This is a genomic window from Okeania sp. SIO2B3, assembly GCF_010672525.1.
Classification (GTDB): domain Bacteria; phylum Cyanobacteriota; class Cyanobacteriia; order Cyanobacteriales; family Microcoleaceae; genus Okeania.
This window is the reverse complement of sequence record NZ_JAAHGH010000004.1, coordinates 227768-252956: the sequence shown is the minus strand read 5'-3', so window position 1 is coordinate 252956 and position 25189 is coordinate 227768. Positions and strand designations below refer to the sequence as shown.

15 protein-coding genes and 3 pseudogenes are annotated in these 25189 nt (G+C 35.8%); 10 read left to right on the top strand and 8 right to left on the bottom strand.

Features of this window, described 5'->3' with window-relative positions; genetic code table 11:
- Positions 1–539: 539 nt before the first annotated feature.
- Positions 540–827: a (2Fe-2S) ferredoxin domain-containing protein gene (locus tag F6K15_RS05240; RefSeq protein WP_363267312.1), complete on the top strand. Its 288-nt coding sequence runs from the start codon at positions 540–542 to the stop codon at positions 825–827.
- Positions 828–1183: 356 nt separating this feature from the next.
- Here F6K15_RS05240 and F6K15_RS05235 read toward each other — a convergent pair whose 3' ends face one another.
- Positions 1184–1321 carry a hypothetical protein gene (locus F6K15_RS05235; protein ID WP_293057941.1) on the bottom strand — a complete coding sequence of 46 codons (138 nt, stop codon included), beginning with the start codon at positions 1319–1321 and terminating at the stop codon, positions 1184–1186.
- Positions 1322–2115: 794 nt separating this feature from the next.
- Here F6K15_RS05235 and F6K15_RS05230 point away from each other — a divergent pair.
- From F6K15_RS05230 to gor, 4 genes and pseudogenes are all read left to right on the top strand, one after another.
- Positions 2116–2226 (top strand): annotated as a pseudogene (locus tag F6K15_RS05230) (Uma2 family endonuclease); the annotation flags it as partial.
- A gap of 292 nt (positions 2227–2518) precedes the next feature.
- Entirely contained in the window at positions 2519–2968 is a 450-nt protein-coding gene (locus tag F6K15_RS05225) for a pentapeptide repeat-containing protein (protein ID WP_293057939.1), read from the top strand.
- A gap of 818 nt (positions 2969–3786) precedes the next feature.
- The gene (locus tag F6K15_RS05220) at positions 3787–4737 is read left to right on the top strand and encodes a class I SAM-dependent methyltransferase (protein ID WP_293057937.1); all 951 of its coding nucleotides are present in this window, start codon (positions 3787–3789) and stop codon (positions 4735–4737) included.
- Positions 4738–4991: 254 nt separating this feature from the next.
- The gene (gene gor / locus F6K15_RS05215; RefSeq protein ID WP_293057935.1) at positions 4992–6335 is read left to right on the top strand and encodes a glutathione-disulfide reductase; all 1344 of its coding nucleotides are present in this window, start codon (positions 4992–4994) and stop codon (positions 6333–6335) included.
- Positions 6336–6593: 258 nt separating this feature from the next.
- Here gor and F6K15_RS38145 read toward each other — a convergent pair whose 3' ends face one another.
- From F6K15_RS38145 to F6K15_RS05200, 3 genes and pseudogenes are all read right to left on the bottom strand, one after another.
- Positions 6594–10013: a type ISP restriction/modification enzyme gene (locus F6K15_RS38145; RefSeq protein ID WP_363267351.1), complete on the bottom strand. Its 3420-nt coding sequence runs from the start codon at positions 10011–10013 to the stop codon at positions 6594–6596.
- 3 nt (positions 10014–10016) lie between these two features.
- Positions 10017–11339: pseudogene (locus F6K15_RS05205) on the bottom strand (DEAD/DEAH box helicase family protein); the annotation flags it as partial.
- 213 nt (positions 11340–11552) lie between these two features.
- A pseudogene (locus F6K15_RS05200) lies at positions 11553–12068 on the bottom strand (restriction endonuclease); the annotation flags it as partial.
- A 464-nt stretch (positions 12069–12532) separates the two neighbouring features.
- On the opposite strand from F6K15_RS05200, the gene F6K15_RS05195 reads away from it, so the two are divergent.
- From F6K15_RS05195 to F6K15_RS05185, 3 genes are all read left to right on the top strand, one after another.
- Positions 12533–13186 carry a YqiA/YcfP family alpha/beta fold hydrolase gene (locus F6K15_RS05195; protein WP_293057931.1) on the top strand — a complete coding sequence of 218 codons (654 nt, stop codon included), beginning with the start codon at positions 12533–12535 and terminating at the stop codon, positions 13184–13186.
- An 89-nt stretch (positions 13187–13275) separates the two neighbouring features.
- On the top strand, positions 13276–13980 hold the full coding sequence (locus F6K15_RS05190) for an ROK family protein (RefSeq protein ID WP_293057929.1): 705 nt from the start codon (positions 13276–13278) through the stop codon (positions 13978–13980).
- The gene (locus F6K15_RS05185) at positions 13968–14129 is read left to right on the top strand and encodes a hypothetical protein (protein ID WP_293057927.1); all 162 of its coding nucleotides are present in this window, start codon (positions 13968–13970) and stop codon (positions 14127–14129) included. Before F6K15_RS05190 ends, F6K15_RS05185 begins: the two co-directional genes overlap by 13 nt.
- A gap of 225 nt (positions 14130–14354) precedes the next feature.
- Here the strand turns inward: F6K15_RS05185 and F6K15_RS05180 are convergent, their stop codons facing one another.
- Both F6K15_RS05180 and F6K15_RS05175 read right to left on the bottom strand, forming a co-directional pair.
- Entirely contained in the window at positions 14355–15524 is a 1170-nt protein-coding gene (locus tag F6K15_RS05180) for a bifunctional oligoribonuclease/PAP phosphatase NrnA (protein WP_293057925.1), read from the bottom strand.
- 676 nt (positions 15525–16200) lie between these two features.
- A complete protein-coding gene (locus tag F6K15_RS05175) occupies positions 16201–16527 on the bottom strand; it encodes a DUF760 domain-containing protein (RefSeq protein ID WP_293057923.1) in 327 nt (108 codons plus the stop codon).
- Between the two features lie 435 nt (positions 16528–16962).
- Here F6K15_RS05175 and F6K15_RS05170 point away from each other — a divergent pair, with 435 nt between their 5' ends.
- The gene (locus F6K15_RS05170) at positions 16963–17331 is read left to right on the top strand and encodes a translation initiation factor (protein ID WP_293057921.1); all 369 of its coding nucleotides are present in this window, start codon (positions 16963–16965) and stop codon (positions 17329–17331) included.
- Between the two features lie 762 nt (positions 17332–18093).
- On the top strand, positions 18094–18288 hold the full coding sequence (locus tag F6K15_RS05165; RefSeq protein WP_293057919.1) for a hypothetical protein: 195 nt from the start codon (positions 18094–18096) through the stop codon (positions 18286–18288).
- Positions 18289–19268: 980 nt separating this feature from the next.
- On the opposite strand, the gene F6K15_RS05160 is transcribed toward F6K15_RS05165, so the two are convergent.
- Together F6K15_RS05160 and F6K15_RS05155 are read right to left on the bottom strand one after the other, a co-directional pair.
- Positions 19269–23651 carry a response regulator gene (locus tag F6K15_RS05160; protein WP_293057917.1) on the bottom strand — a complete coding sequence of 1461 codons (4383 nt, stop codon included), beginning with the start codon at positions 23649–23651 and terminating at the stop codon, positions 19269–19271.
- A 1075-nt stretch (positions 23652–24726) separates the two neighbouring features.
- Positions 24727–25185 (bottom strand): response regulator, encoded by a 459-nt coding sequence (locus F6K15_RS05155; protein ID WP_293057915.1) that lies wholly within the window; start codon positions 25183–25185, stop codon positions 24727–24729.
- Positions 25186–25189: the final 4 nt, after the last annotated feature.

Genomic DNA, 25189 nt, shown 5'->3' with positions numbered 1-25189 from the left:
TTTTACTAAAAAAGTTGTTAAAGTCTATACTCATTTAAAACATGTTCTTAAAAGCGGGGTATTATACAATTTTGATCAATGTTTGCTACATTTTCTTAAGCTGGGTAGTAGGGGAGAAGTAAAAACAAGAATAATTAACAATAACTAGCTTATAATTATTAAAAAAGTTATTCAGTCTGTGCTAATTACTTAATAATTGAAGTACCACTTAAGTATAGCATTATTTTTTTAATTTGGTATTATACCATATTGCCCTTACTATTCGTAGCATTCTTTTTTAGTAAGCATTTCCTCCGGAATGCTGCGCAAACAGCCGTCAGCTATCAGCTTAATTACCTTTAGTTGACAAGTCAAGTCGTTGTTCTTGTGCTTTAATTTATAGGTTGAAAATGTAGTAGAAGGTAAACCAATGTTTACTTAATTTATTAAAAAGCTGAGAGCTGACTGTTAATAGTTGAATGCTTACCTTTTTTTTAATTAGTATTATTGCTAAGAACTAACAGTTAATAGCTAAATACTTACATAATTTTAGATGATTTATGATGGAAAATAGTCAATTTGAGAGACTTTTATTGGTCTGTCAAAATCGCACTTGTAAGAAGCAAGGTTCGGCAAAAGTATTAGCTGCTTTTCAGACATTTGATATTCCTAATATTGCAGTTGAAAAAAGCGGATGTTTGGGTAAATGTGGCAATGGTCCGATGGTTTTAGTTTTGCCGGAGGAAGTTTGGTATAGTCATGTTCATATTGATGAAGTTTCGGCAGTTGTGGAAAAACATTTACTAGGTGTTAAAGTCCCCTTCCTAAACCTTAGAAGTAATGAATAATTACTAATTGCTGATAGCTGACTGCTGATAGCTGAATGCTTACAACTAAATAAAATTTGTCGCAGAAAACCTCCCTACTAATACCAGTTTTATATGAGGTTGCATAGAATTATGAAACTCATTAAATCGATCTATCTCTATCTACTCCTATCTGCGGTCAATTATGCTTGAAATATTATTCTATGCAGCTTCATTTCAATTTGGTATAAGTAGTTGAGCATAAATAAACGCAATATTAGAGGGCGGGTTTTTAGAACTCGAGCGCGCTTAAGTCAAAGCTTTCGGTTAAACCTACCCCCGACAATTTTTTTAACGTTTAATTAGACCTACCTACTTAACTCTCAAAAGATAAAAAATCAAAAATAGAGCGATCGCTCCAACCACTTAAAGTATGACAAAGTAATCAGAAAGTTACCATTACTTTCTGTTCTACTTTCTCCAAGAGAGCGCAAAATTAATTTCAAAAACAAAACTAAATTCTCACCCTTCAACATAAATTATACTAATCAAATTAATTTTTAATATGATTTATCCCAATCAAAACAACCTCATTTTTCGCTAATTATTACAAAATATTTCACGAACTTGCGTTATTTCAGCGATTTGTATCATACTCTGTACATTGAGATATGATGCCAGTCTTATATTTAAATCCAAAAAAAGACCTTTTAAAGAAAGCTATAACCTTGTATTTACGTTCATTGCATCTCAAATCTGCTAATTTTCAGCAGAGTTAGATAACCTCAAAAAAACAAATTTTGAATAAGTATAAATGTCTAAGTAATTCTAGCTATTGACAAATAGTAGATAATAAGATGTAAATTTCAGGCACCCAATTTCTAGATGTCTTTAGTGCACAACAACAAACCTGATTTTTCCACAGCAACAAAAAGTTATTTCAAATCAAATTTAATACTTCCATAGATTAAGTAAAACTTTTCTAAATTTCTCTAGAGCTAATATAAAGAATGGCAATTGAAAAGATGAGGCGATCGCTCACTTTAATAACAATGATGTTCTCAAAAATGCTTTGGGAGCTGAATTAGTTCAAGGGTTTATTGCTGTGGGTCAAACTGAGTGGGAGGGGTTAACGAAGTCAGAAGTCCCCAAGTCCCCAAGTCAGAAGTTAACCCACCCCTAACCCCTCCCAGGAGGGGAAGTAGGGGATTTAAGCCCCGCTCCAAAAATATTGCGCCAGTCAAGGCGGGGTTTTAGACCCATGTTATTTTGATAAAAGATATGGAAATATAACAGGAAGGTGTTGTCGCGATATTAGCTTTGAAATTAGCAGGTAGAAATTTATCGCCCTCATCAAACTGTGAAAATTATCAAAAATCCAGCAACTTTATCAGGGGAAAATATTCTGCCTGGATTTGTTTTAGATTTACCGAATTATTAATAATTAATAATTAATAATTAAATAATTCGCGCCTTGAAGCCTCCCCTTGATCGGGGAAAAAAGCGGTCGTTTTGCTACGCAACATGTAAAGCGGAGCTTCCCGAAGGGTGGGATGGCGAGGTTTCCTCGCTGTCCGACCATCGACCAAGAGAAGAAATAATATTTCCTTATATTCAATTCCGTAAAGGTTAAAACCCGAGGTAATTATCAATTATCCATTATCAATTATAAATTAATGAAAGGATATTTTTTAGATAACTTTAAGCAAATAAATAGGTTTTTCAGAGGAGTTATGAACAAACAAGAATTTCTCAAATATTATATGGCAGGACAGAGAGTATTTAATGGAACAGTCTTGCGAGGGATAGACTTAAATGGAGCTAATTTGGAAAGGATTATTTTGAACGATGTTGACCTTAGTAATACCAATTTAGTAAATGCAAACTTAGAGTCGGCTGACTTTAGTAATACTGATTTTACTAATGCCAATTTGAGTGGCGCTAATTTAGATTACAGCAAATGGTGTGGTTCTAACTTAACAAACGCAAACCTAACTAATGCTAGTTTAACTTCTATTATTTTCGATGGTGCTAATCTCACTGGTACTAATATGATAAATGCTGATAACCTTATTGGTAGTATGAAAGATGCTGTATTTTATAATACTATTATGCCTGATGGCTCTGTTTTCACAGATCCCCACCATGGCTTTCTGAGAGAAACGTGGGAGCTAAAAGATTAAGTAAATATAATTCTTCTATAAGATTCCATAACAGAGAAATCATAACAAAGGAAATTATCAAAAATTCGACGATAATTATATTAATCAAGGAAAAAATTTTTGTCGGAACTTGTTTTTTAAATTTACAGCCTTTAGGAGTTCATCAACGACAAAATTACAATTACAAACTGTTGGGTTTGATGAAATAGAATTAATTTGGGATAATGCCAGGATGTACCCAACAGTAGTAGGGCGTAAACCTAAATAGGGCGTGTAGAAGTTTCTTTTTTGACCAGAAGATTTGGCTGATATTCAAACTTTATTTCTCAAGTTTGTTCGCTCAACTAGAATCTAAATAGTTGAGTTTGTTTATATTTTGGGCACTGCTGAATTAAGGTATGAAAGTAGGTTTATAGGGAATGGGGAATAGGGAATAGGAAACAGTTAATATTAGCAAGTAGTTCAAACCATAAAAAATAAAAAATCCTAAATACAAAATTATCAAATCATACCCAGAATCAGCAACGCCATATTTTGTTATAATTTACTCAACACAATAATTAACATATCAATTTAAGGATATAAAATTATGGCATACGATTACGATCTATTTGTGATAGGTGCAGGTTCAGGAGGGTTAGCATCTTCAACATGAAGAAATGTTAGAAACAGGGTTGAGAAAGGAACTCTTATATAAGGTTGATAATTATAGTATGGCTCGAGATATGAGTGGGTTATATTTTATTTGTCAAAAATGTTGAAAATATTAGTTTTAAGGTGGCGATAGCTGCCCGAAAAAAGTTATAGTTAAACAGCGTAATTTAATCAAAAAAAAGTCAATGACTAAACAATCTCAAGAATTTAACGAACAACGTATCCTCTCTCATGGAAATCAAAATGAAACTCTTGAAGAAACTATAGAAAGGGTTAAACAAAGAATTATTCAGACTGGAGATAAACCTCATGTTACTGTTGCTAGACAATTAGAACTTATGAATGAGTTAACAGGTTTTCCTTTAGGAAAATTTTTATTACAAAATGGAGGTTTTAATGGATATTGGATAGATTATGTAATGGAACATCAGTATCAAGGAAGGGTGACAGGTGTTGATAGAGAAGGTCGTAGTTTAACAGAATTGGAAAAATTTTTGCTGGATAAAAGTTTATTGTCTACACAGCAAAGATATGTCAATTTCGGTAAAGTTATTCAGGATTATGTGCAAGATGGTTTAGTTTTTGCTTCTTTACCTTGTGGAATAATGAGAGATTTGTTGAAGTTGGATTTTTCAGGTGTAGAAAATTTCCGTTTAGTGGGAATTGATATTGATTATGAAAGTTTAGAATTGGCAAAAAAATTAGCTGAAGAATATGGGTTATCTGAAAAAGTAGAATTTCACCAGGAAGATGCGTGGAATTTGCCTTTTGAAGATGAATTTACGCTATTGAGGAGCAATGGTTTAAATGTTTATGAACCTGATGATGAAAAAGTTACGGAGTTATACCGACAGTTTTTCAAAGCATTAATTCCAGGAGGTATATTGGTAACTAGCTTTATTACTCCATCCCCAGATTTAGACCCCAATTCAGAATGGGATATGAATCAACTAAATCTAGACGATCTTTTACTTACAAAAATCCTATTTGGTGATATATTGAATGCTAAATTTACAGCCTTTAGGAGTTCATCAACAACAAAATTACAATTACAAACTGTTGGGTTTGATGAAATAGAATTGATTTGGGATAATGCTAGAATATATCCCACAGTAGTAGCTAGGAAACCTAAATAATTAATAATTACCTCAGACAGTTAAAGTTTGATTAAATCAACTTAATGAATAATAGTAAAAATCTCAACTCAAGAATATGAAATTATGGCAAACTATTACATTATGTTTGTCAAGTAATAGCTGAATACCTCTAAATTATTGTCCTAATTTAACCTATCTGCCTAATGACAAAATAAAAAGAGAAGCCATAACAGTTATAATTAAAAAATATCAACAACAAAATAGTTAAAATATCAATCAGAGGATATTAAATTATGGCATACGATTACGATCTATTTGTGATAGGTGCAGGATCGGGAGGGTTAGCATCTTCAAAAAGGGCAGCATCTTATGGGGCAAAAGTAGCGATCGCTGAAAATGATTTAGTAGGAGGTACTTGCGTTATTAGAGGATGTGTCCCAAAAAAACTGATGGTTTACGGTTCTAGATTTTCCCACTTGTATCAAGATGCAGTAGGTTATGGTTGGAGTCCAGTAGAACCAAGTTTTGATTGGCATAAATTAATAGATGCTGTAAATACAGAAGTTCTACGTTTGAATAAACTACACATCAGTTTCCTGGAAAAAGCGGGAGTGGAACTAATAGAAGGATATGCCAAATTTATCGACCCCCATACTGTAGAAGTAGGCGATCGTAAAGTCACAGCGGACAAAATCTTAATTGCTGTCGGTGGGAAAGCAGAAAAAATCAACATTCCTGGAATTGAACATAGTATTACTTCCCGTGAAATGTTCCACCTCAAGGAACAACCAAAAAGAATGGCAGTTTGGGGAGGTGGTTATATCGGTGTAGAATTTGCCGGAATTTTAAATGGTGTCGGTACTGAAGTTACTCAAATTATTCGTCGGGATTTAATTTTGCGAGGTTTTGACGAAGACATCCGCAGCAATATTCAAGAAGGTATGGCAAAACATGGAGTAGACTTCCGCATTAATACAAATGTAGAAAAAATTGAGAAAGTCGAAGAAGGTTTAAAAGTTCACTTAACTGGAGAAAATACCGAACCTTTAATTGTCGATACTTTCCTCTGTGCAACTGGTCGCAAACCAAACTTAGAAGGTTTGAATTTAGAAAACGCTGGAGTAGAAACAGTCAGTGGTGCAGTTGCCGTTAGTGATAACTGTCGTACTACTCAACCAAATATTTATGCAGTGGGAGACTGTATAGATAAAGCAAATTTAACTCCTGTTGCTATTGCCCAAGGTCGTGCTTTTGCTGATACAGAATTTGGTAATATTCCTCGATCCATTTCTCTAGAAAATATTCCCACAGCAGTCTTCTCAGAACCAGAAGGATCTACTGTCGGTTTAACAGAAGCAGAAGCTAGAGAAAAATTTGGCGACTCCATCAAATGTTACCGTGCCAAGTTCCGCCCAATGTTCCACAGTTTCACAGGTGCAGATGAGAAAGTAATGGTGAAATTGGTAGTTGAGGGTAATACTGAGCGCGTTTTAGGAGTACACATGGTTGGTAAAGATGCAGGTGAAATTATCCAAGGAATGGCGATCGCTGTTAATATGGGGGCAACCAAAGCAGACTTTGACCGCACTATTGGTATTCACCCTTCCACTTCAGAAGAGTTAGTAACTTTACGTTGAAGAAAGTATTAGGTGTTAGGTTGTAGTAGCGCGTCAAGCTGAAAATGATGTATTAAATTTTTTTAGTATAACTCTTGCTATGAGAAGGTTTGGAGAATTTTCCTCAAACACTATTTCAAGCTTGACGTGCTACTAGCAGTAGCTGATAACTGATAACTGAAATGACCAAAACCCTGTAGGGGCGAATGGCCATTCGCCCCTACTGCGGTCTACCGAAATGTCCGCGCTAGTAATGGCAACTACTATATGGAGCGATCGCTATTTTCTCTCGTTTAAGGGAGGTAAGTTTTTGACTATTTTGACTGTTTCTAAACTGACTCTGACTATCGTTTTTACTAGGTTTACTATATAACGGGAATCTTCTGACCAGTTGTTGGGGTCGTTGACTATTCCACTTTTTTTATCTTTGGTAATTTTATATCTTTCTATTACCCATTCTAAAGCTGATTTATCACATACTTTATATTGGTAAGTTTCTAGGGGAATTTGTGATAATGTGAGTTTACTGTTATAGATGATGATGGTTTTATCTATGCCGTTTTTGTTTTTACCAAATGTCATTTTTTCGACTCGATAATCTTCATCGTTTAAGAATAAGTCTTTTTTAAATTCTTCTAATTCATAAGGTTCTATAGTTTCATAGTTTAAATGCCAATATGCTAATTCTTTTCCTGCTTTACTGAATTTCCAAAAGTCTTTGGTGTAGGGAATGCGGGGTAACATTTTTTTCAAGTCTGCTGCAAATCTTTGTTTATATTCTGGGGAGTGGAGAACTCCATAAATGTAATAAAAGATGTCTTCTTTGTTGATAGTTTTGTCTTGATATTTTTTCTGGAAGTCTTTTAAGATAGTGTCAGGAATGTTTGATTTTTTGGTGTATTGTTCTGTGTTGTTTGTTGCAAATAGTTCGCCTAAGTCGCTTTGTTTTTCGTAGGTATATAAAGGAAAGCATTGACTTTTGGAAATTAATTCTAAATCAGGTAAAAAATTAGTTATTAAAGCAGAAAAATCTTTTGTAGAACCACGTCCAGTTACGCAAATTGCTAAATTTTCTACGTTTTGATTAGGAAAAATTTTTGGCATTTGGTAAAGACGATTATTTAAGTCTTTGTTGTAGTAATAATTCTGTTTACAGAAAGGACGGTACAGACCTTGAAATACTTGATCAGGATTAAAAGTATGTATTATTAATTTTCCACAATCTTCCTTTAGTTCTCCAGACCAACTAATTTTTTTAGCGTCAGTATCAATAAAACTTTCTACCTGTTTTTTTCTTTGTTCAGCATTAGTCAAAGTTTTACCTTTTACAAATTTTTTAAATCCTTCAACTTGTTGATTATAAAAATCAATCATTCTCGTCATATTATCAACGACTGATTGATGAGAAAAATTATAAACCCAATTATCACGATTTGTTTTTACTCCACTTGAATATACATCAAAAATAGTTTTCGTAGTTGCATTTTTCTTATCACCTAACGAAATAAAACTTTCAAAATTATCACTACGTTGATTAATCCAATCATAATTTTCATTCGGTATTATTTCTTGCCATTGTATAGTCGAAATATCACCAAAGTCTTTAATGATATTTAATTTGTCTACCCGACTTAAATAGTCACCAATATCATAATAAAATAATTTGCTTTCCTGCTTTTTATCAGGATTCTTGATTAACAAAGTAATAGCAATAGTAGCACGGCTCCCCGAACCAAAAATTTTACCACCTTCTTTTCTTGATAGTTCTCCAGAAGTTCTTTGATTACCTCTTAAATTCAAACAATAAATACTCGTAAATTCATCAACTAAACATTTTCTCAAACCATCCATCGCATTATTATCAATGAATGAACCATTACTGACAAAACAAACTATCCCTTTATCTTTTATTCTATCAGTTGCCCAACAAATAGCTCTAATGTAAGAATCATAAAGACTGTTTTTTAAAGTAGCACTAGAATATTTTGCATAAGTATCAGCAATTCTTTCATCTAACTTTTCATATTTAATATTTTTATTCCCATCATTTTCACTTTTTTGACCACTAGAATAAGGAGGATTACCAATAATAACAGTAATCTCCTTTTTCTTTTGTTTAATTACCCGTTGATTATTTTCAGGAAAAATATTTTCGATAATTTCTTTTAACTCAAAACCCTCATTTTCAAACATTTGAAAAGTATCAGTCAAAACAATTCCATTAAAACTTTGATAACCTCCTAAATCATTAGAAACTTTCTCATTGTGAGGGAAGTTTTTATCCATAAAGTCTCCTGATAAAAATGACTCTTTCCCCGAAGCAATCTCAGCATAATTAGAAATTACTTCGGCTAAATTATTATTATCAATATTATTAGAATTTTTGTCATTGTGAGGGAAATTTTTATCCGTCAACTCTCCTGATAAAAACGACTCTCCCCCGGAAACAATTTCACCATGATTAGAGATTGCTTCAGCTAAATTATTATTATCAATATTAATATTATCCTCTTGTTTATTCCGCCTCGCAATGACAGATTCTGAAAAAGATTGAGCTAAAAAATGATAAGTTTCCTCAATATTAATCGCTGCAATATAATAAGCTAATAAAACAATCTCATTCGCGTGTAACTCATAACCAAACTTTCGTGGTAAATCTTCCTTTTTAATCAACCCACTTTGCAACAACCTCACAATAAAAGTACCCGTACCAGTAAACGGATCTAAAATATGTACACCCTCATCACTTAAACCCAAACCAAACTCATTTTTCAAAGCAAAATCAGCACTTTTAATAATAAAATCAACCACCTCCACCGGAGTATAAACAATTCCCAATCTTTCCGCTAACCGAGGAAAAGCAGTACGGAAAAACTTATCATATAACTCATTAATTATCCTCTGTTTACCCTCCGCATTATCAATACCACTAGCACGTTCCCTCACACTGTCATAAAACTTTTCTAAACCTCCAACTTCCTTCTCCAAAAATTCACCTTCCAACACATCCAGCATTTTTTGCATCGTCTGAGAAACCGGATTAAACTTAGTAAACTCATACCCTTCAAACAAAGCATCAAAAACAGGTTTAGTAATTAAATGTTGAGATAACATTTCAATCGCTTCATCCTCAGTTACATTAGGATTAATATTTTGATTTAACCCTGCTAAAAAATCATCAAAAACCTGTTTTATAGATGAATTTATATTCAGTTTTACAGGCGAATTTACATTCAGTTTCACGGGCGAATTGCCATTCGCCCCCACCAATAAACCCTTAATTCTAGAAATATGACTTTCAGCAATTTTTGCCACATCCTTTGCCCAATCTTCCCAATAACGACGATTACCACATTTAACAACAATCTTCGCATAAATAGCATCTCGCCATTCTTCCACAGGAAAATTTAAGTTTAACTCCAATTGTTTATAAGAAGCATCTACATTTGTACCCCCATAATCATCTTTTTCCTTACCACCAACTCCCACAACACTAACTTGTTCAGGACGGCGTTTATTCAAATCAATTTTATTAACAGTATCATTAAATCTATCATCATGTGCCCGTAAAGCCTGTAAAACTTGCCAAATAACCTTATATTTTTGATTATCCTTCAAAGCAACATCAGGAGAAATATCTGCCGGAATACCCACAGGCAAAATAATATAACCATACTTTTTCCCCTCAGCTTTCCGCATCACCCTCCCCACAGACTGAACCACATCCACCACAGAATTACAAGGAGTAAGAAATATCACCGCATCCAACGCCGGAACATCAACTCCTTCCGATAAACACCGCGCATTAGACAAAATTCTACAGATATTTTCTTGAGTATTAGTGTCAGCTTTTAACCATTCTAATTTGTCATTTCTTTCCAAAGAATTTTGTGTACCATCAACATGATCTAATTCACATTGTAAAAATTCCTCATCATCAGGATTTAACTGTTGATATTGATGAATAATCTTAGCAAATAATGCCACAATTTTCTGTGAATCTTTAATACTCCGGGAAAAAGCAACCGCCCGCTTCATCGGATAATTATCTTCTATTTCCTCCCCAGTCGCATCCTTAAGTAAACGTTTTGATAAACCATTCCAACAACCAACAATTTTTACCGCATCATCCAAATTTAACTCATTATTTGCATCAGCTAACTGTTGTTGAAAAGTAGCACTAACAAACTTTTCATCAACCGCCAAAACCATCACCTTATAATCAGTTAATAAACCCGTACTAACCGCTTCACCAAAACCTAAACGATGAAATTCTTGACCGTAAATCTCAGAATCATCCATCGAACATAAAAAAGCATCATTTTCCCTTGCTTGAACTTTAGTATCATCACTATAAATTTTCGGAGTTGCCGTCATATACAGCCGTTTTTTAGTCTTAATAAAATCTTGATTATGAACCTTCACAAAATAAGATTCATCAGTTCCAGCAATAGTTACTCCCGTAGTTCTATGTGCCTCATCACAGATAATTAAATCTAATTCTGGTAAACCAATTTTTTGAGCTTCAGATATTGCTTGAATAGATTGATAAGTAGAGAAAATAACAGTTAATAATCCCCCTAAATCCCCCTTTGTAAGAGGGACTTTAAATTCCTTCCCCATTTCCAAAGTTACTTTTTCTTTTTCTTCCTCTCCCATTTCCAAAGTTACTTTTTCTCTTTCTTCCCCTCCCATTTCCAAAGTTACTTTTTCTTTTTCTTCCTCCCCCCTTTCAAAGGGGAGTTGGGGGGGATTAAAAGCATAATAAGATTCAACAATATCCTGAGCATTAGTTGTAGGAGGAAAAGCTAAATCATTAACAGTAATATCAGCACGCTCATCAGTTTTAGATTTCCTCTTATTTTCCCCCACCTTAGTATCAGAACAAACCGCAATACTATGAAAATTAATCTCACTTTCTGCCGTCCATTCCCTTAAAGTTTGAGAAAGTAAAGAAATAGAAGGAACCAAAAATAGAATCAGATTATTTTTCTTAGGCAATTGTTCAGCAATTTTCAAAGAAGTAAAAGTTTTACCGAATAATTAATAATTAATAATTAATAATTAAATAATTCGCGCCTTGAAGCCTCCCCTTTTAAGGGAAAAAAAGCGGTCGAGGGATGGCGAGGTCCCCTCGCCATATCCAATCGACCAAGAAAAGAAATAATATTTCCTTATATTCAATCAAGAACGGGTTTAACCAGAGGTAATTATCAATTGTCCATTATCAATTATCAATTAATGAACAGTACCACAAGCCATAATTAACTTCCCTCTATCCGCAGTTTCAAAACCAGTGAGAACTTTTTCAATAGCTAATTGTTGATGTGGTCTGACTTGTTTTTTAGGCTTAAGCTCTAAATAATCAGGATTATTGAAATTATATTTATCCCAATCAATAGAACTATTTGCTAAATCATAAATAGTAGCCCGAAAAACAGGAATTAGTTGATTTTTCAAAGCTGCTTCAGCATTTTTACTCCACTTATTAGTAGTAAAAATAATCATCCGTTTTTGAAATAAATTTGTTCCTGAAGCAGTAAAAAACGAATCTATATCTGATTTTTCTAAAGTATGGTCTGGAGAATAACATTTACATTGAATCACACAATAATCCCCAGTATCCCGTACTAATCCCACCAAATCAATACCAGTATCAGGCATACTTCCCCTTTTCGGAAAATCCATCCATAACCAAACTTCGCTAAAATATTTTTGATAAGTAGTATCTTTTTTGAGATAATTTAACATTAATGTTTCAAATTTTTCCCCTAATTCACGAGGAGAAAGGGAATTTTATCTAAACTTATCTAATATTTCAAATATTGAGGACTTGAACTTGGAATTACTCATATCTACACCAGGGCAGCTTTTAATCCTAAACCTTACTATTTTAATCTTCTTTCCTGGAGCAAAGCCGATATTTAGCAAACTTTTTAAGATTTGTTATAAGATTGTTTTATAAACAAACAAAAAGTACAGATTAATCTCTAGTCCCGGGTTTAACAAAGGGATATATTGGGTGCATCTCATATTGGCAAAAATAACTTTTTTCCTATATATTTCCTGTTGCCTGTTGCTTTCTGGAGCTGTTGCCTAAAAGCGATAAATTTTTGGCTCTATTCACGCATTGAGATGCACCCGATATCTTTGCTGATAAATGATAACTGATTTATCGAACGCTCACCTAATTTTTATATTCAATTTGACTTGAAAAAATGCTGAATAATTACACCTATATTTATTTACATGGGTTTGCTTCTAGTCCCAAATCTAATAAAGCTATATATTTACGCGATCGCTTCGCCGAAATAAACCTCAATCTTAATGTTCTTGACTTAAATCAAAATGATTTTTTCAACCTAACTTTGACAAGACAAATTCATCAAGTAGAGTCAGAAATCACAAAAAAATCTAAACCAATAATATTAATTGGCTCTAGCTTTGGTGGTCTAACATCTACTTTTTTAGCAGAACGAAACTTCAAGATTAAAGCAATAATTTTACTGGCACCAGCCTTTAATTTTTTATCCCATTGGCAACAAAATTTAGGGGGGGAAAATTTACAAAAATGGCAAAAAAGGGGAAATTATTGGATATACCATTATGGAGAAAAAAAATATTTACTATTGAATTATGATTTTATAGTTGATTTGATCGAGTATGAAGAAAAAAAATTAAAACGTACTGTACCAACTTTAATTTTTCATGGTTTAAATGACAATGTGATTCCTATTCAAGCTAGTCGAGAATTTGTTGCCAAACGCTCCTGGATAGAATTAATAGAACTTGATACCGACCATACTTTGAAGAATGTTATGGCAAAAGTTTGGCAGGAAATTTATCAATTTTTACACCAAGACTTTAGTTAAATAAATAATTAAGATAAGGTTATAAATATTGTCGGAGTAAAACAATATTAATTATGATGATAATATGTCAGAAAAAAAAGGCGTAAGCAATGAATGAAGTTAAAACCATACAAACTTTAGCAGTTGATATTGGTGGCAGCGGGATTAAAGTAATAGTCTTAGATGAAACAGGAGAACCTACCACAAAACGTAGTCGTGTAGAAACACCAGACCCAGCAAAACCAGACCCAATATTAAAAGAGATTGTATCTTTAGCAGCAGAACAAGGAGAATTTGAGAGAATATCCGTAGGTTTCCCTGGTGTAGTTATGGATGGTGTGATTAAAACAGCAGCAAATTTAGATTCTGACTGGATAGGGTTGAATTTGGCAGCAGTGCTTTCAGAACGCTTGGGGAAACCCGTGCGAGTTGCTAATGATGCTGATATTCAAGGACTAGGAACAATTGAAGGCAAAGGAGTAGAGTTGGTAGTTACTTTAGGAACTGGTTTCGGTTCAGCATTGTTTGTAGAAGGAAAGCTAGTGCCAAACTTGGAAATGGGTCATCATCCATTTCGCAAAAAAGACACTTATGAGGAACAGTTAGGAAGAGCAGCATTAGATGATATTGGTAAAAAGAAGTGGAATAAGCGCTTAGAAAAGGCGATCGCTACTCTACAACATTTATTTAATTGCGATTGTATTTATCTTGGTGGTGGCAATACAAAAAAAATTGAATTTGAATTACCAAAAAATGTAAAAATAGTGCCAAATGTCAATGGTTTATTAGGAGGAATTGCTTTATGGAAAGAATAATTGGCGTTGGTAAATTAAGGTATGATATTAATCTTAATTACTTAGGAGTCAACCCACCCCTAACCCCTCCCAACCCACCCCTAACCCCTCCCAGGAGGGGAGGGGAGGACCGAGTCAGGAGGAAAGAAAGAAGAAGAAACAAGGAATAGAAGGAGAAAGTTTTTTTGTTTGCGCTCTTATCCGGACAAAATATCATACCTCTTTTCACCAACGCCTAATAATTAAGTAGTCATAATTTTAGTATTTCTCTATTAGACATAGGCGCGATCATCAAAAATCAAATCAATCCCATACGCATAAATCATCAATTATTTCCCCCTACTCCCTACTCCCTACTCCCTACTCCCTACTCTCTCTCTTTCGGAGATGCCTATTTAGTTAGGATTGACTAATTTTAAAAGCTTTTGCTTAACTTGAATATTAAAAACATCCCATTTTTTTTGAGCATATTCACTGTTAAAATTAAAACCAGAAAGAAATTCTATAGGAATTTCAAAACCTCCTGCTTGGGAACGCCCTCCACCAAAAAAATTGCCTTGGGTATCCATTCCAAAAGCTTCTTTAATAAACTCATCTGGATCTAGAGTAATTTTATTAGTTCGCAACGATCCAGTTACTACTTCTAACTCTTTTTCCTCATCTTGAACAATACCATAAACAACAGCAGTATGAACATTTTCTTCTGTGATTAAAAAGTCAGCAGCTTGAGGAATAGCATCTCGATCTAAAGCACGAAGATAACCAACACCAGAAATAGAAACATTATTATATATAGAGCGATGAGACAAAGCTCTTTCAATAATATCCATCACCCGTTGAGACCTAGAAGATTGTAGCACCGCATTTAATAACGTTGCATCATAAAAACGACTTAAATAAGCCGCCGCGAGAAAATCTTCATCTGTTGCTTGTAATAACTGATTTGTATCAGACCTGATACCATGTATCAAAGCTGTAGCACATTTTATATGTTCGATAGTATTATTATCAAATTCTAGTAATCCTGCTTGAATATATTGAGTTAAGATAGTAGCTGTAGCTTTGATTGAAGGCCGAATATCTACAAACTCTGGCTTTAAGTTTTCTTGTAGAGTATGGTGGTCAATAACAGCCACTACAGGAATAGTTTTTAGCACCAGTGAAGTGAGCTGACTCGTAGTACCTTGGTTATCAATAAAAACACATCCCTGGTAAACAGATAAATCCTTTTTTTTAGCAGTTTCTACTGTCCATTTTTGGATTGGCAAACCAGTCAATTTAACAAGGGTAATATTTTCTTGATGACTGAGAGTACCAGCATAAACAATATCACACTGAATATCATATTGTTCAGCAATTAACTTATAAGCCCAAGCTCCTGAAAGTGCATCTGGATCTGGAAAATCTTGGAGAATAATTAATTGACGAGTATGAGAGTGCTTCTCCAAAGTTTCGATTAAAGCATCTGTTTTTAAATTAGTAGGAATTGGGATAATTTTAGATAAAGTTTGACTGGCATATTTTTTAGTAAGTTCCTGATTTTTAACTTGAGAATGATTGATCATAATTATTTTTTTAGACAACTAATCAGCTGTCATAAATTCAGTTAATTGCTATTTATTTTGTAGCTGAAAGAGGATGTTAATTTTGTACAATAATTCGGGTGCATCTCAATATCTGCAAAAATACTTTTTTCCTATATAGAACCCATTTGATATCTATATAATTGTGGTAGTCAAGTCTTTTCGCACATCAATTTTGAGAAAAAATCTGAAGAAGGAGTGTTGAATTTTTTTTATTATCTCTCCCCACATCTTCTCTCTTCCCTCTTCCCTCCTGTCTCCTGTCTCCCCCTCCTGGGAGGGGGAGGGGCGAGGGGTGGGTTGTCTCCTGACTCCTAGCTAAAAAAACTTGATATTTATGAAGATACGATCAGGGGTTCTATATTCCCTATTGCTTATTCCCTGTTGCCTCACAGGAGTGCGCATTCCCGAAAAGGAGTCAACATTCTGCAAGCGAGCTGGCGTCGTCGCGGGGTCACACCGCTGTTGCTTTCTGGAGCTGTTGCCTAAAAGCGATAAATTTTTGGCTTTATTCACGCATTGAGATGCACCCAATAATTCTAATTTTGGGACAATGATCGGAAATACTTTTTAGATTAACTATTTAATTTCAAACTATCCTCTTTCATTCATCCTATTGTTTGTGGAATTTATCACCTCAAGTAAATTTTTAGCTATCTCAACTAGAATGCAGGACTTGGAGATATTTGTCAAGTTCCATTCTTTGTTTAGCTTGATGTAAAAAGTAACCACTCATCATAGCAGAAGCCAACATTTGACCGAGATTTTCTCTGCTCGTAGTTATAGTCATACCAAAATGTTCTGGTGGTAAATTTCCCAATATTCCTCTTAAATTTTGTTCCATAATTTGAGCAACTTCTGGTTCTGGTTTAGAAAGTTGAGCTACGGTTTCTTGATTCAGAGATTGAACATATTGCCATAATAAGTTATCACTACTCGATTGATTGGCAGAATATTCAGAGGGATGACTTGGAAGGTTATTCATAGTACTTATCTAGAATTAATAGAGTTTAGTCTTTAGTTACATATTAGCAACATTTTCCAACTGCTCTATTAAGTGTTACCGAACTTTTCGATCTGGTTTTTTCTACTCTAGTAAAAGCTGAAGCGCTAAAAGCTGATAGCTAGTTAAATAGAGGAAATAAATCTCGAATGGCGATCGCTACTCAAATTTCCCAGTTAAATTTATATTCCTATTGTTGAACTAAGTTTTATAATACTTATTATACTTAGCTTACAGCACTTTTGAGGAAGCGTGAGGTACAGCTATAAGACTATTTATTCCTATATTCCCTGTTGCCTTCCGGAGCTGTTGCCTGTTGCCTAGAGCAATAAAACTTTGTACCTCATCAACTAGAAAACTGCTGTAATATATGATATACTGATTATTTAAATTACTAAATAATATTCCTTAAAAGTTATGGGTCGTTCAAAAAATAATTCCTCTAATATGAAATCTACTAAAGGTGATCGGGTAGTTTACTCAGAGTTTGGTAATAATGCCACCTCCCCAGCAACAGAAAGAGCGACACCAAACTTACCCCCAAATCAACAAAATTTAAAAGTACAAGCATCCCGCAAAGGTCGCAAAGGAAAAACAGTTACAATTATTAGTGGGTTTCAGTCAAACCAGGAAATTTTGACAACTTTACTGAAACAACTGAAAAATCAATGTGGTGCGGGTGGCACTGTTAAGGATAATGAAATTGAAATTCAGGGAGAACATAAGCAAAAATTACTGGAGATTTTAACTAAATTGGGCTACAAAGCTAAAATTAGCGGTGGTTAAGGTATTTTAGGATGATAAATTTCAACAAACTGTAATTAAATAAGTTAAAGTAGACCGATACAAACAGTAGGGAGTAAGGAATATATGAGTTATATTTCCAATGAATTTGAGCTATTCTTCCCTACTGTAATTTGCTTTAATCTCTAGCCTAGATAATACCAAAACTGCTGTAATCATAAAATCCGGAAAATATAACAGAGATACTGTAGATATTTATTAGCAAAGCATTAATCATTACATACAAATGTGTCAGATTAAATCCGGTAGCATCGGTGTAATTAGATGGGGACCCACCCGCGGGGGCCGACCGTGGAGGGGAAGATCGAGAAATATTTGGTAATGGTTGAAGATGAACATTTTTGTATACCGAATTAAACGGATTTGATATTAATAATATTTATAGCCCACATTCCGCACCACAAAATGTAGCAACCGAAGAAGGAGTCAGGAGACAGCTATACAGCAGACAGAATTTGAGAAGAAAATCATAACTGCCGTGATCGAGTAATCAATCAAACAAGTATTTATGCGTAAACTTTTGACTCGGAATTTGATGAACGAAAAAAGTAATTGAGATGATTTGCTTATGATAAATACCTACCAAAATACAAATTTATATACTACTTTTAATGATACGCTCTTGAAGTTCCGAATGTGGGTTATAGAGCTAATATTAAGATCGATAATTGTTGCGGAATTTTGATTTTGGCTTTGTATCTTTAAATAAGAAGTAATTAAACTTATATTAGTGGAGATATACAAATGTTTAGAACAGTTGCTTTAGTATTACTAGGAACTTCTGTTGGTTTTGGATTTTCTATGGTAGGTGATGGTGATGGGTTTGCTATTAAAGTACCTCAAATAGAAGCCGGAAAATTAGAATGTCGTTGGTTGCCTGAAGAGACCTCTAAAAACTCTTCTTCTATTAACGGAGAATTCTTGGAGCCGAGATATTAGACTTGATCTTAAGTCCAATTTTAATTACACAAATTCTTGAGCGGGGGAGTAGGGGAGAAGTAAACATAAGAATAATTAAGAATAACTGACGTGCTAATTATCAAAAAAAATATTCAGTCTGTGTTAATTACTTAATAATTGAAGTATCACTTAAGTTAAGCATTCTTTTTTCAATATTGGTATAATAATAGCATTATTTTTAGGAATTAGTATCAAACATTAATATTGTCACAATATTTATCATTTATATCATGTCCGGATGATTAAGTAGGGTTTGCGCTTCACTAGTCTTATGAGTGAGGGTAGGAGACAAGAGACAGGAGACAGGAGACAACCCACCCCTCGCCCCTCCCCCTCCCAGGAGGCAGGGTCTATTTATTGTCACGCCTAGAAAAAAGGAAGAGGGGGGAGAGGGGGGAGAGGGGGAAGAGGGGGAAGCATAGGAACTCAAAAAAATATAGGGTTGTAAATCTTCTCGCTACGACAATGAATTAGCCCTGGGGAGATGGGGAGATTTGTATATTTGCACAATTAAATGTATTTCTGATGAATATTCTCGCTACGACAATGAATTAGCCCTGCTCCCAGGAGGGGAGAAATGGGTCGGGAGCGAGGAGGTAGGAGTAACAATTGTAAGAATGATTTTTCTGCCCAACTATGCGCCTAAAATACGCTCCTTTTTGAACGTGAAGAGCTGATTCCCAGGCACTTTTTAAAGGCTACAAAAAGGCTAAAACCTTTATCTGTAAATACTTTTAGATTTAATCAGCAAGCCCTAAGTATAATAAAAAAATTTTCCTCTCAATGTTGAATAAATATCCCAAATTTCCACTCCTATCAAATCTTCCCTCTTGAATTTACACCTACCACCGCGCCACCTAAAAGCGGAACGGAGTTTGATCGCTCAATAATTTTGTACCGATTCCATTGTAACAATATTTTGTGAAACTGCTATAACTAATTACTCGGATTTGATATAACTACTGACTCGTGAATTTATCTAGAAATATATCAATGCTCTCTAATACTTGCTGAAACTGTTGGGCTAAAATTAAAGCTTTGGTAGATAAAACTTCCAGATCGGGAGTTTCACTTTGTAGATCCCGATGTAGGGAAGCAGCAGACTTGTAGACGGTATCTGCTCCAATATTACCTGCTACCCCTTTGAGGGAGTGAACCAAATATAACGCCTGCTTCAAATCTCCGTGGTTTAGTGCTGTTAGGATTTCAGCGTCATACTTTTTTTGAGAGGTTTGAAACAGTCTCAGAATATCCTGATAATCACTCCAGTCACCACCCGTAAACTCTAAACCCAAATTGACATTCAGACCAGGTAGAGATAATTTAGCAGTCTCTGGAAGATAAGTCTTTTCTGGGAGAAGACTAGGGATATTATTCGTGGGTACAGAGGAACTGTTAGTTGGAATAATCCACTTCAGCAGAGTCTCATATAACTCTTGGGGGTTCACAGGTTTGGATAGATGATAATTCATCCCTGCTGCCGAACTTTTAGCTCTATCTATATCCATAGCATTAGCTGTCATCGCAATAATCGGCACTGTGGCAAACCATTCTGTTCCGCTGTCGTCCTCCTTTGCCAGAGAACGGATACGGCGAGTAGCCTCTAGTCCATCCATTCCTGGCATCCGAATATCCATCAAGATTAGGTCGTAAACCTGCTCCATAACTTTAGCGATCGCCTCTTTTCCATTAGTTGCGCAATCTACTTTCAACCCCACCTTTTGCAACAATTCTTTGGCAATTTGTTGATTCACTGCATTGTCTTCTACCAGTAGAATATCAGCTCCCTGAATTTCTTCAAGTTCTGTCATGTAGGACAATTGAGTCTCTCTAGAATCAGTGAGTACCAGATAATCATAATCATTGGCAGGGTCCCAGAGGTAGCCCAGTTCTAGTTCAAAGTAGAATATACTACCTTCACCAAGCTCACTTTCAACCCCAATGGTGCCGCCCATCACATCAATAATACCTTTGCAAATTGCCAATCCTAGCCCTGTACCACCATAATTGCGACTGGTAGAAGCATCAACCTGGGTAAAGGATTGAAATAGTTTTTCCATCTGAGAAGGACTAATACCAATTCCTGTATCTTGCACCTGAAACTTCAGGCACACAGTTTCCTGGCTATGAGTGAGTAGTTGAACTCCAATGGTAACACTACCTGTTTCGGTGAACTTGACAGCATTACTCGCTAGATTCATCAACACTTGAGTTAAGCGTAGTGAGTCTCCAATTAAATATTGGGGAATCCGATCCCCAACCTGGAATAATAGTTCTAGCCCTTTTTCAGTAGCTTTTAGACCAAGAACATTGTTGATTTGATTCAGGATTTGATCTAATTCAAATGGAATAGATTCCAGTTCCAGTTTCCCGACTTCGATTTTGGAAAAGTCGAGGATGTCGTTGATGATTTCCAACAATGATTGAGCGGAACTCTGGATTTTGGTGAGATAGTCTTGCTGGTAGGAGGTAAGATCGGTTTGTAAAGCCAAGTGGGTGAGTCCCAGAATACCATTCATCGGAGTACGAATTTCGTGACTCATCAGGGCTAAAAATTCGCTCTTGGCACGGTTAGCATATTCGGCAGCTTCTTTTGCTTCTTGCAACTGCTTTTCAGTTAATTTACGCTCGGTGATATCGTGTACCGTACCTATGATGTATATTACTTTACCAGAGACATCGCACAGGGGTCTGCCACGAGCCGAGATATAAACCAAAGAGCCATTGGGTTGATAGATGCGACATTCGATTTTGTAGGGTTGAGCAGTTGCTATGGTAGCCTGAACTGCACGGTCTATACTCTCACGGTCTTCAGGATGGACAAGTTCTAGGAAATCTTCATAGGTTAGAGTTCTCACTTTTGGCGACTTTCCCAAAATGCGGAAAGTTTCCTCCGACCAAGCAACTACCCCCGTTGTTAGATCGAATTCCCAACTCCCCAGTTTACCTATTTTTTGTGCCGCTCTTAAATGAGCTTCACTTTTGCGTAGAGTTTCTTCAACTTGTTTACGACTGCTAATATCAGTAATTGTGCCAACATAACCGATTTTCTGCCCCTCAGTATCCCATTCTGCCACCGCTTGTGCATACACCCACTTCACAGTACCGTCAGGATGTTGCAAGCGATATTCCATTTGGCCAGAATGCTTGCCTTGAATAAATTGCTCCCAGACTGTGGCAACCATCACTTGATCGTCGGGGTGTAACGCCTGTTGCCATCCAGTTCCAGTTGCTGCCTCTACAGATATTCCGGCAATCTGACTCCAGCGATCGTTAACATAGGTACAGTTCCCTGTCATATCAGTACGAAAAATTCCCACCGGAACAGTTGCAGCTAATGTAGAGTAACGATTTTCGCTCTTATTCAAGGCAGATTCTGCTCGTCGCCGTTCTTCCAGTTCAACCTTTATTTGTTCATAAGCTTTTCCCTGTTGGATCGCAATGGCAATGTGAACAGATAATCGTTGCAGTAAATTGATCCCATTTTTTTTCCAGACATAGGCATGATCGTGGCTAGCAAGAATCAGACCCCACAGTTCTTTTTCTACTATAATTGGCACAACCAGGGTAGCACGAAGACCGAAACTTACAAGTATTTCTTGACGATCTGGACTTATATCTGATTCATATACGTCATTTACTACCCGAATCTGACCATGGCGATACTGCTCCATCCATTCAGGTGTCACCCAGACACGCGCAAATTCTGCATCCAATAGCGATCGCTCACCTTCAGCAATTGACTCAGCAACCACAGTATCAGAAGACTGAGGATGGAATTGGTAAACCATTGCCCGATGGCAGTGCAACAGGGAGGGAATTTCTCGTACTGCTGTATCAAGAATGTTCTGCAAATCCAGCGACGACCTAATCTGGTCTGTTACAGTCATCATTAATTTTTCGCGACTTGCCTTAGCCTTGAGAGCATTAGTTCTCGCTTCCACCAAGCTTTCTAGTTCCACAGTCCGACTTTCCAGTAGTTTAATTCGCTCTGCCTCTAAGCGCACTACCCGTTGTTCCAAAACTTCCATCAACTTGCTAACTTCCCAAGGATTGATAGCTTGCAAGACACTGCTCTGTGTCACAATACCTATAAGCTCTCCTTGTTCTGCTTTCACCACTAACTGACGGATGTTGTGCTCTTCTATAATCTTTTGCACAGTCCAAAGTGACGCTTCTGGTTTAACTGTCAGCAGCGGTTTACTCATCACTGCCTCTGCTATGGAATTTTCTAGATTTAGACCCAATGCCTGAAATTTCACCAGGTCTCGCTCACTCAGCATCCCCACCGGAATTTGCAGTGATTCTGTACCAGGTTCCACAATCACAATTGAACTAATATAGCGATCGCTCATCAGTTGGGCAATTTTCAACAGGGATGTCTCAGGTGTGGCACAAACAACCTTACTGTTCATTACTTCACGCACCAGACGTAGTTGTAGCAGGTCAGTTGGTTGGTAAATTTGTCGCAAACTATCGTGGGTAATTAATCCAACCAGATGCTCGTGTTCATCTAGAATCGGCAAGTGACGAATCTGATGCTGCTGAAGCAGGTTAATTACAGAAAACAAATCAGTAAAATCATACTCAGGTAGGGTAATGACAGAAGGTGTCATAATCTGACTCATTACCAAGCGTTCGAGGGGTTTTTGCTGGGCACTTAAGCGGACTACATCCCGCTCAGTCATAATACCTACGACCCGCCCATCCTCAACTACTAACGCGCAGCTTGACCTTGCCCCTTGATGACGATCTTTTTCTGGCCTATCTGCTTTTTTGGCATCACTGTTGTTATTCATTAAGGTAATGGCCTCTCTGACTGTTGTATCGGGATTAACAACCAGGGGATTCCTAATGATTGCAGATTTCAGTTCTAGCTGAGTAAGCACTGTGGTGCGAACAGAAACTTGACTAACACAGGCGCATAGTGAGGTAGCTGTAAGATCTCCCTTGACCAGATAATCTGCTGCTCCTAGTTTCATTGCTCGTACTGCAACCCGCTCATCCCCCAATCCAGTTAGCACAATTACGGGTAATTGAGCTTTAGGGTAGTGAGTGGCAATTGCTTCTAAGAACTCCAATCCATCTCCATCCGGCAAATTTACATCAACCAAGGCTATATTTGGTCGCTCCGAGTGCCACATTTCTATTCCTTCTTCTAAGGTTTCGGCTTCTATTATGTGGTAAGTGCGGTCTGGATCTGATTGAAGATAACGAATGTAGGTGAAGCGATCGACCTCAGAATCATCTAGGAGTAAAATAGTTATTGTCGGTGATAAGGCTTCAGGCGTGCTAACATTGCTGTCACCATGGGGAATTTTGCTATAGCTTGAGTTAGGCATTTTTGTGCTTCTTTGAGGAAGTAGTCAGTATGAGTGATAACAATGCGAGTGATGGTAGGGTATTCAACCTATCAGGCCACAATTATTAATGGTTAAGCTTACTACAGCTAGATATACTAAATATTTAGATTGGCAAGTTAATGAAGTAAACTTCTTGATTTGATCGATCTCCTATATTTTCAAAATAGTTAACAAGTTTTTGTTACTGTATTCATCACCCTAAAATATATTGTAGATTATAGTTTAATAGTTATAATCACGCAATACTAGGCATAAAATAAATAAATAGTTACTGTACTAGCACGGCAAATATTCTAATATTAATAAGGCGCATCTAAATCTAAGATATCTGGCGGAGTTTCTCCTTTTGTTCAATAGAAATAGGGGCGAACAAGAATGTATAGATGTCTTATAAATTCTTAATACAAAGGTGAAAAAAGAATGCGATAAATACAGCATAGTTTTCCTACTAAATTATTTTGGCGTTGCTGATTCTGGGTATGATTTTGCCCCCCTAGCCCCCCAAAATTGGGGGGAATAAAACTCTAAAAGTCCCCCTTTTTTATCCCCCTCCCGTCCCCCTTTTTTATCCCTCTCCCGTCCCCCTTGGAAAGGGGGAAGCCAGAGGATGCTTCGCTTTTCAAGGATGGGAAGCCAGAAGATGCTTCGCTTTTTGTTGAATGGGGGATGCGCGGGGGCTTTACCAGAACCAAACAATCGCACATTCATACTTCAATTCAGCAACGCCATTATTTTAATATCTATATTTACGAAAACAATAGATTTGATTTTTCATGACTCTTGAACTACTGACTATTAAAAACACCTTAAGTATTTTTAGTAAATATTTATCAAAATGGTATTATGTTATGTATTTCTAAGTAGTAAAGCTAAATTACTTGTATCTTTGATGATTGGGTAATAACTAGGAAAGATGATTTTTAGAGCTACTGCTGAACCACACAAGTATATTTTTTGTGCACTACTACATACGAATGTTCATGCAACGTCCCTACTCTCTGCTGACAAATATTAAATTAATTTTGCACAGGTACTTATAGGAACATGATATAACTCAACTATTAGGCAAAATAGCTGTTTCAAACCAATAGGATAAAAAATCTTCTATGTTTTTGCTAAAAGTTTTAAGATTCACTGGTTTTTCCATATAGCTATTCACTCCCTGTTCATAACAACTTTGAACATCTTTAGTATTGGATGAAGTTGAAAATACAACTATAGGGATAATTTTTAATTGTTGATGATTTTTGATAATTTCAATTACTTCCCGTCCATCAGTTCCTGGCAGATTTAAATCTATTAAAATCATTGTAGGACGAGGAGCTATTTCAGGAGAATATTCTCCTGTCTGGAAAACATAATCTAATGCGTCATCTCCATCTACACAGTGATAGATAGGATAATCAAAACCTTGTTTTCTTAGAAGTCGGATCAATGTAATATAATCTTCTTCACTATCTTCAACTATTAGCAAAGATAAATTTTTTTTTTGTTTATTTAGTAATTCACTCATTGAT